We start from the raw sequence: 8,632 nt of genomic DNA on the forward strand, positions 1-8,632 counted from the left end.
CTCCATTTTGATGTTCTGTTCTTACTCTGCTTTCATCGAAATTTAACATTTTTCTTTCCTCCATTTATTTTCTTATCCTAAAATTCCAAATTGTGCACAGACAATACCAATAATTGCTGTACCAATAATTAGCCATAATACATTAACCTTTTTTTGTAGAAGTTTATAATAAATACCTGTTGTTGCCAATGCTAACATCCCTGGCATAATTCCATTTAAAATATCCTGAATTTTTGTAGCGCTTTCGCCACTTCCAATGACTAGAGGAGTCGATACTACTACTAATTCATTTGTCATTCCACCAATAACCATTACTCCTAAAATTGCTGCTGCTAACATGAATTTTTCCATTAATCCAGAACTTTGAATTTTTTCTAAATAAGTTGCTCCAAGTTCATAACCTTTCATAGCACAGATATATCTTAAAACGAATGCTGGAACATTGAAAATTAATAAGAATAAAATTGGCCCTAAAATATTTCCTTGCATTGCTAAAGATGTCCCTATACCAATTGCTAATACTCTTAATGTCCCAAGTAATAATGAATCACCAATACCACTTAATGGACCCATTAATGCAGCTTTAACAGCATTAATTGATGATGAATCAAAATCTTCTTGTGTTGCATTCATTTCTTCCATTGCTAAAGTAATCCCACCAACAAAAGTTGAAACATGTGGTGTTATATTAAAGAACTCTAAATGTCTTTGAAGTGCTTCTGATAGTCCTTTGGGATCATTTCTGTATATCTTCTTTAATCCTGCACTTATCATACTACAAAATCCCATGTGCATTTGTCTTTCGTAATGCCATGAAAATTCCATTGGTAACGATCTCCAAAACATTTTTATTAAATCTTTTTTTGTAATAACTTTTTCATTATTAGAAGTCTTCGTCATCTTCATATCCTCCTTCTGCCATTACTAAATTATTATTATTTTTAAAATCAATCTTTAAGAATACAGCAATTACACCAAGAATAGCAATTCCTACAACTGGAATTTTAAAATATGCTGATAAAACAAATCCTAAGAAGAAAAATGGAATAACTTTCTTATTCATAATCATTTGAGCTAACATTGCAAATCCAATTCCAGGTAATAAACCACATGCAATTGATAATCCATCAGTAATAACCGCAGGAATTGCATTAACAATAGCTTCCATTTGTGAACTTCCTAAGGCAAATCCTAAAAAAGTAATCAAAAATAATACTGAACATGTAATAAAACCAGTTCCCATATGTACTATAGTTATTGCTTTAGCATTACCTTTAGCAGCATATTTATCTGCAATTTTTGCCATAAATGGTCTTACTAAAGAAAAAATAACATTGTCAATTGCTTGAGCTAATAAAGCAATTGGAAAGGCCATAGTAAAAGCAATTTCTGCACCTTTACCTGTAGTAATTGCAAATGCTGTACCTAGTACTCCACCAACAATAACATTTGGTGGAATATATGCACCAACAGAAACTTGCCCTAAAAACGCTAATTCTAAAGTTGCACCTACAACAATTCCCATTTGTAAATCCCCTAAAATCAAACCAACCAATGGACCAAGCACGATCGGTCTTTGTATTAAGTTTGTACCTGTTGCTAAATCACATTTTCCAATAAATGCTACGCAACCTAATAAAAACGCCTGTAACATAATTCTTCTTCCTCTCTATATAACATCTTTTGCATCAATTTTCTTGTCGGTTGGAACCATACGAATTTCTACAGAATACTCTTTATTCAATAAATCTTTAACAAGTTCAATTTCTTTTTCTGTTAAATTCACTGCCTTAGAAATATTCTTTGTTTCAGCAGTAGCCTTAGTTCCACCCAAAACAACACTATCAATCACATGAGTTTCAGTCATTAAACGATATGCATCTTTAACGCTCTCAACAACAATAAATAGTTTGTATTTATCTGTTACACCACTATTGATTGACTGAATGGCATCATCAATATTTTTTAAAACCAACTTTACTCCTTGTGGTTTGGCCATCTTAATAGCCATTTTTTTCAATTCATCTTGCATAAGTGCATCATTAGCAATCAAAATACAATCTGCTCCAAGAGCACTTGTCCAAGAGAATGCAACTTGTCCATGTAGTAGTCGATGATCAACTCTTAAACATTTAATCATAACTTCTTCCCCTTTTACTAAAATTCTTCTTCTTCAATATCTTTTTTTAAAGTTACACTATTTTCCAATGTGATTCCTACTTTTCCACTATCTAATACATGATCAATATTTACATTTCCGGAATTATTAGATATAACCAATTCAAGAACCATATTCACATTCATACCAGAGATAAGATTCACTCTTTCATTATTACACGTCTGCAATAATGCATTATAAACGCTACCTCCTTTAACATCGCATACAATCACATAATCTTTTGTATCTGCTTCAATTCTCTTTTTTAAAGAAGCAGCATAATCATTTGGATTTTCACCAGGATATAAACTATATGTTTCAATATCTTTTGCAAGTTCTCCAACAATCATTGAAACTGAGTTTAACATTCCTTTAGATAAATCACCATGTGATGCTAAAATTATTTTTACCATAACGTCCACTCCTTTCACTGATTACCGAGCAAGAAGCGTGCCAAAATAATAAATGTACTTTAATTTTTTTATTTTTTTGTTGAAGTTACCGGACACTTATATTTGAGCAAAACTCGTGCCAAAATAAAAATCCATATAAACCTATTTTGTTTATATGGACATATATTAATCATTTTCTACATAAGAGTAAATATATTCAATTTCTTCAGTTGGGATTTCAACATTATAGAATTCCTCAACCTTTTTCATAGATTGTTTTAAAGCTATAATAAAATCTTGATGTTTCTCTTCAAAATCCTCACTATTATATACTGTTATCTGTTGTTTCATGATTAATCTTTCAATCAAGCAACTGATATGTATATACAAGCCAAAGCATGTTTTATTTTTAAATTGATGATTTAATATTTTTTGTAGTTCATCTAAAGCAGTAGAAACTTGTTCAAGAAGTTTGTTTGGATTTAGGATTGTTAAATTGTTCATAACATTCGATAACGAGAAATTTTTAAGAATATTTTTTTCAAAGATAAGCAGTTGATCATTTGAAAGATAATCTTTAAAATACTGCTCTAATTTATCATGTTCACTATTAATAATAAAATCTTCGATTCCTATAAATGGTAAATCACTCATATTAGGGTTTAATGTTCCTACAACACATACGATATTGTAATCTTCTAAAAATTGGCGATCAGTATGATTTTGAATAAGCGATGGATAATCATATGTCAAAACTTTCATATTTAATCCTTTTGGTAATGAATCGGTAATAATTGTTTTCAATTTTTCTGCAGCACCAATGCCACTAGCACAACTGCATAAAATAATTGGTTCTTTTTGGTGATGAAGTTCAAGGTGGACATGATAAGGATTGTTTTTGTTGATGTCTTCAAAAATGTCTTGCATAGAGCGTTGTTGTTTAATTCCCATGCCAATTTCTAAAGCGAGTTTGGTATTAACATTGTTTATCATGGCTATATCTACATTTTTTATTTGTATTCCTTGATATATTTCTTCTAAAGATCCCATATCAACCAATAAATATAAATGTTTAATTTTCCCCATATAAGATAAATAATTATTGATCTTGTTAATAATTGTCGTGCTATCCACATTTAACGGCATATCAATAGCATCAAAAACATATGTATCTAATAATTTATTTGCTGATTCAGCAATAGAACTTGCAGTTGAATAACCATGTGCCAATATAATCGCAAGTGTTTGGTTTAATGAATCATGATTCATATATTTATTTAAAATAATCATCATAATGACTTGTACCATTGCATCATAAGCATCATTGATATTATTTTTTAAATAGTCATAGACTTCATCTGCTATTAAGTATTCTCTATGAAACTTTGCTTTTAAGTTTTCTTGAAAACAATAAATGGTTTGTTCATTCTCATTTACCCATTTTGCCAGTTTATAAGTATTATGATTATATTCCAATAAATAGCTTGTGAGTGCAATAACCTCATTATGCGACATTTTAAAACCATAGCGATTCGTCATCATGTCTAATACATGACCTACAGTATCTAAGAGATAGTTATTTTGACTTAAATCTTTTTTATCAAATACAATTTTTTCAAAGTAATCTTCAATAAGTTTTCTTGATTGTGTTATGAAATCTTCTTGATTATGAAGATGAATTAAATTTTCATAAAAATGAATAGTACGATTTTGTAAAGATGTTGGAATAAGTGTATCGAGTGATAACATTTGATGTTTCTTCATCATTAATTGTGCTGGATTAACCATTTCCATAATAGTTTGAGGAAAATGATAAGCATGAATTTCTAGTTTATCATCTTGGCAATTGAATAATGCACTCACACAACTTGATTGAATCACATTGCTTAATTCCCCAATATTTCCTATAAAATTATGATTTAATAGAAGCTGATAAACATTAGAAGAAATCCGAATCGTTTTCTTTATCCTTTTTTCTTCTTTATGATAAAGGGAATAAATCAATTGTACTCTTTCATTAACCCCTCTTTGTGATAAAGAGGGAATTTGTAAAATAACAGGTATTCTTCTTAAAAGTGTTTTTAAAAGAACCTGCTCTGGATCTTCTGTTGTTGCAAAAATAATACGACAATGTGAGTGATGCCATTTATCATTATCACCCATCATATGATAAATTCCTTGATCCATGTATAAAAATAATTTTTCTTGGCATTCCGCTTTCAAACAATGTACTTCATCTAAAAATAATACTCCTCCATTAGCATAATGAAGCAATCCTAAATTATCTTTATCTGCACCTGTAAAGGCACCACGCTTATAGCCAAACAAATTAGCCGTTAATAACTCTGGATTGTTTGCATATTCTGAACAATTGACTTGTACAAATTGTTTATCTTTTTCAATCAATCTCTTGTTTATACAATATTCATAGGTTAGCTTAGCAAGGAAAGATTTTCCAGTACCCGTAGGTCCATTTAGTAATATTGGTAATCCTACTGGTGGATATGATACTGTTGCTTTAATTTTTTCAACAAGATGATTGAGACTATCGTTATATCCAATGAGTTTTTCAAAATCATGTAAAATATGTTCATTTTCTAATTCCATAAGTAAATCTTGTAATTTTGAGTATTGCTTTTTCAAATGCTCTTTTTTATATTTTGTTTGCAGATAATCTTTATCTAAAAATATGATTGGTCTTTGTTTTATTTTGATGAATACATCTTGTTCATATAATTCATTACATAAGGTAGAAACATAATTACGACTTTGTTTGAGTTGTTGAGATATTTCCATACAAGTACATTTATCAAATGCTTTTTGATCAATAAGTTGGTGAATACAATCTAATATTTTCTTTTCCATGATTTCATCTTCCTTTGTTGTTATCTTAATCATTTCAATTATGACTGTCAAGGTCTATTTTTTTGTTCTTTTTCTATATATTTTGGCACGAATTTTGCTACTATATAGGTAGAGGTGATTGTGATGAAGCAAAAGTTTAGAATGAAACAAACTTATAAACAAACTTTTCAATTAAATCAAAAAATGATTCATTCCCTTGATTTTTTAAAGTTAAACAGTGAAGATATGCAAAGTCTTATTGATAACGCTTTACAAACAAACCCTTTCTTAGAATTAAGGAAAGCATATGATCCTTCAAATCATTCTTACATTGAAAATATTTCTAATCATCCTTCTTTACAAGAGGAATTATATCACCAACTTTATGCTTGTTTAAAATCTTATGATTCTCATATTATGTCTTATCTTATTGAATCTTTAAATGATCGTGGATTTTTAAGTTATAGTTATGATGTTTATTTAAAAGAATTACAGATTGATGAAAATACATTTTTTAAGCATTTAGAACTTTTACAGTCTTTTGAACCTGCTGGTGTCGCTGCTAGTGATGCTATTGATTCTATATGTATTCAGTTAAAGAGAAAAGGCAAGGAAAATGCATATTGTTTGATGAAGAAATACAAAGATATTATTCTTACGCAGAATTATCATCAAATCAAACAAACAACCCATCTTACACAAAGAGAAATTGATATTCTTTTTGAAGATATTAAGCAATGTCAGCCATTTCCATGTCAAAATTATTCAAATCAAAATGATATTTATGTTTTACCAGATATTGATATTATTATTGAAAATGAAAATATTCAAATTGTCCCTATTAACCAACCAAATGTGATGGTAAATGACCATCTCTATCAAAGTGTTAGAGATAACGAAGATATGAAAAACTTTTTTAATGAAGCTCATTTTCTTTTGGAAAACTTAACCAAAAGAAATAAGACTGTCTTAATGGTAGCTAATGAATTGGTTGACTTACAAAAAAGTTATTTTCTCTATAATGATGAATTGGTTTCTTGTACGTTAGCTGACTTAGCACAAAAATGCGGCTTTCATGAATCTACGATATCTCGTACACTTCATCATAAATATTATCGTTTTAATAATGAGGTTTATCCTTTAAAGAACTTATTGGTATCTAAAACTTTAAGTGGTGATAGTAGTGATTCTATCAAAAAGGCAATTGTCTTATTAATTCACAATGAAGATAAACAAAAGCCTTTAACTGATGAAGCCATAGTTTCTAAGTTAGAAGAACTGGATTTATATTGTTCCAGACGAGTGATTGTAAAATATCGCCAACAATTAAATATACCCTCATCTTCTAAGCGAAAAAGAAAATAGTCTTTTAAAGTATTTAAAAAATGCCTTTTGTCTATCAAAGAACACAATGGGGTCAACTTAAGAAATACTTTGTTTTTAACAGCTCTAACAAACATAATAAGACAATTTACTCGCTTGATTAATTCTTTTTCTAATATTATTCATTTCAAAATCGTTAATAATTTATGTCGAACTCGTTTTCAGGATTTTATCGGAATACGTGTCATGACTTTTGATATAGTTGTTTTCTAACTTATATTCAGAAACAGAAAAAATACCGATGCAGATCTTATTAAATTTTTCTCATGTCTTGATATTTTTGAAAAGAAGATTACCAAACAGGCTATGCATAAGAATATCAGAAAACTTAATTCAAATGTTTTTTCATTATTAATTTAAACAGTTTGCTCAATTATTTTATTCCTCAGAATTAAGCTTATACTATACTATAAGGGTTACACACTTCTCGGTGGGGACGGTACTTTTTAGAAATTTCATATGATACCTATAATATCAATTACTTTGGCATATGGTAAAACCAAAATGTTTGTGATATGTTTGATGTGAAAAAGATTGTTTCCAAACCAGCTGGTCTATATGATATCACTAATGGCATTTTTGTTGATTTCACAACAAAAACAGGCAACCCATTCAGAAATGCCACTTGCACTTCAACATTTATATGCTACAAGTGATTTGTACAAAGATATGAAAGTCATATATTTAGCTGATAGGTGCTATGGCTCTGCTGGGTTGATCTGTTTTTTTGATTATCTTGGATATTATTACTGCGTTAGAGGAAAGTCATATTTTTACAAAAGCCAAATTTCACAGATGAAATCAAACAATGAATATATAACGATTAATATTAATGATAAGTGGCTTAAGAGATTTTCATTCTCTCCTGAGGCAATTGAATATAGAAGAAAAAATTCCGAATTAAAAATAAGAGTCGTTAAAAGAAATTACATATATTATGATGAGCTAGAAATGCGACAGGTTCAAGAAATGACTTACTTTACAAATCTGCCTAAGGAGGAATTTGAAAAAAGAAAGATGGAAGCTCTGTATTCAAAACGATTGGATATTGAAGTTGCGTACAAAACATTAAAAACTCAATTAGAACTTGAAAGAAATGTATCAACTAATGTCTAAGTTGTACAAACGAATGTATATGCAAAGTTTTGTTTTACAATATGGCGGGAATACTAAGAAAACAAATTAATCGAGAACTTATGAGTCATCCAAAACAGAATGAAACAAAAGAGTATAAAGAAAATGTAATTGTATTTGAATCTCAATATTGGGTTGTCAACATATCACAGCTTATCAACTGTTTTATGGAAAATAATATTTTAGTAGCATGTTCAATAAAAACAAGAGAGCGATAGTGAAAAGATATATCAGATGTTAAAAGCATGTGAGAAACTAAAAGTGCCTATTCAAGAGAATAGACACTTTGAATGATGAGGTCGAGTTGTTCCGAGCGGATTTTATACCCGTTTTACACTTGATGATCGAAACTTTCCAACAGTAAAAACCATCAATGGTGTAATGAAAACAACCAAACCGTAGTTAAATATTACACGATAATCATAGTACATTACAATTTCAAAAAAATGATAAATTTTACATAGGGATTTTATGCATTTTTTTACGTGTTTTAATTGGAAATATCAATTGATTAATTATGTTAGTACAATGGAAAGAAAAGGTAATACAGATAGCATATTTACCCACTCTCTCCTTAAACGAAATACACTACATTAATGTATTCTAAATGAGAAATTAAGACACCCACTTATATTTGTTGAAATAGAATTAAAGATTATAATAATTGAGCCTGTAAATTATTTTGTGTAAAGTCTGTTTCCAATGATAGAATTTGATGAGT

Annotated in this window: 8 protein-coding genes; 3 read left to right on the plus strand and 5 right to left on the minus strand. The window is 29.2% G+C overall.

Features of this window, described 5'->3' with window-relative positions; all coding sequences use genetic code 11:
• Positions 1-72: 72 nt before the first annotated feature.
• From KTF99_RS16405 to KTF99_RS16425, 5 genes are all read right to left on the minus strand, one after another.
• The gene (locus KTF99_RS16405; RefSeq protein WP_008792874.1) at positions 73-900 is read right to left on the minus strand and encodes a PTS system mannose/fructose/sorbose family transporter subunit IID; all 828 of its coding nucleotides are present in this window, start codon (positions 898-900) and stop codon (positions 73-75) included.
• Positions 884-1,654 (minus strand): PTS mannose/fructose/sorbose/N-acetylgalactosamine transporter subunit IIC, encoded by a 771-nt coding sequence (locus tag KTF99_RS16410; protein ID WP_008792875.1) that lies wholly within the window; start codon positions 1,652-1,654, stop codon positions 884-886. Before KTF99_RS16410 ends, KTF99_RS16405 begins: the two co-directional genes overlap by 17 nt.
• Positions 1,655-1,669: 15 nt before the next feature.
• Positions 1,670-2,140 (minus strand): PTS sugar transporter subunit IIB, encoded by a 471-nt coding sequence (locus KTF99_RS16415; protein WP_118672437.1) that lies wholly within the window; start codon positions 2,138-2,140, stop codon positions 1,670-1,672.
• 17 nt (positions 2,141-2,157) lie between these two features.
• The gene (locus tag KTF99_RS16420) at positions 2,158-2,571 is read right to left on the minus strand and encodes a PTS sugar transporter subunit IIA (protein WP_217215659.1); all 414 of its coding nucleotides are present in this window, start codon (positions 2,569-2,571) and stop codon (positions 2,158-2,160) included.
• A gap of 165 nt (positions 2,572-2,736) precedes the next feature.
• Positions 2,737-5,448: a sigma 54-interacting transcriptional regulator gene (locus KTF99_RS16425; RefSeq protein ID WP_226825699.1), complete on the minus strand. Its 2,712-nt coding sequence runs from the start codon at positions 5,446-5,448 to the stop codon at positions 2,737-2,739.
• Positions 5,449-5,538: 90 nt separating this feature from the next.
• Here KTF99_RS16425 and KTF99_RS16430 point away from each other — a divergent pair, with 90 nt between their 5' ends.
• The 3 genes from KTF99_RS16430 to KTF99_RS16440 all read left to right on the plus strand — a co-directional run bounded on the left by KTF99_RS16430 (position 5,539) and on the right by KTF99_RS16440 (position 8,129).
• Entirely contained in the window at positions 5,539-6,759 is a 1,221-nt protein-coding gene (locus tag KTF99_RS16430; RefSeq protein ID WP_008792879.1) for an RNA polymerase factor sigma-54, read from the plus strand.
• Between the two features lie 576 nt (positions 6,760-7,335).
• Positions 7,336-7,893: a transposase gene (locus tag KTF99_RS16435; RefSeq protein ID WP_008792880.1), complete on the plus strand. Its 558-nt coding sequence runs from the start codon at positions 7,336-7,338 to the stop codon at positions 7,891-7,893.
• 41 nt (positions 7,894-7,934) lie between these two features.
• A complete protein-coding gene (locus KTF99_RS16440; protein WP_147322397.1) occupies positions 7,935-8,129 on the plus strand; it encodes a hypothetical protein in 195 nt (64 codons plus the stop codon).
• Positions 8,130-8,632 lie beyond the last annotated feature (503 nt).

Source organism: Erysipelatoclostridium sp. MSK.7.34 (assembly GCF_019041935.1).
GTDB lineage: Bacteria > Bacillota_I > Bacilli_A > Erysipelotrichales > Coprobacillaceae > Thomasclavelia > Thomasclavelia ramosa.